Raw genomic sequence first — 530 nt, 5'->3', positions numbered from 1 at the left:
GCCGGCGACCTGGCCGGGCTGCCGGTCGTCATCTCCACGGCGGCGAAGTGGGCGCATGTGAAGGCCGACGAGCCGTGGCGGCACGCGATCGTGGACGAGGCCTACCAGATGCGCTCGGACGGGCTGCTGGCCGTGGCCGGACTGTTCGAGCGGGCGCTGTTCGTGGGCGACCCGGGGCAGCTGGACCCGTTCGCGATCGTGGGCAGCGAGCAGTGGGCCGGCCTGTCGTACGACCCGTCGGCCTCGGCCGTGTCGACGCTGCTGGCGCACAATCCGGACCTGCCGCAGCACCGGCTGCCGGTGTCCTGGCGGCTGCCGGCGTCGGCTGCCCCGCTGGTCTCGGACGCCTTCTACCCGTACACGCCCTTCCGCAGCGGCACGGACCACGGCGACCGCTCGCTGTCCTTCGGTGTCCTCTCCGACGGCTCCGGGCCCGACCGGGTGATCGACGAGGCGGCCGAGTCGGGCTGGGGCCTGCTGGAACTCCCCGCCCGGCACACACCCCGCACCGACCCGGAGGCGGTCCGGGC

Annotated in this window: 1 pseudogene; it reads left to right on the top strand. The window is 74.5% G+C overall.

Going from position 1 to position 530, the window contains the following annotated elements:
- Window positions 1-530 (top strand): annotated as a pseudogene (locus BZL64_RS38580) (helicase); the annotation flags it as partial.

It is taken from the genome of Streptomyces bobili (assembly GCF_002154575.1).
GTDB lineage: Bacteria > Actinomycetota > Actinomycetes > Streptomycetales > Streptomycetaceae > Streptomyces > Streptomyces bobili.
Note: the sequence above shows the minus strand (reverse complement) of the source record. Positions and strands in the feature narration are given on the sequence as shown.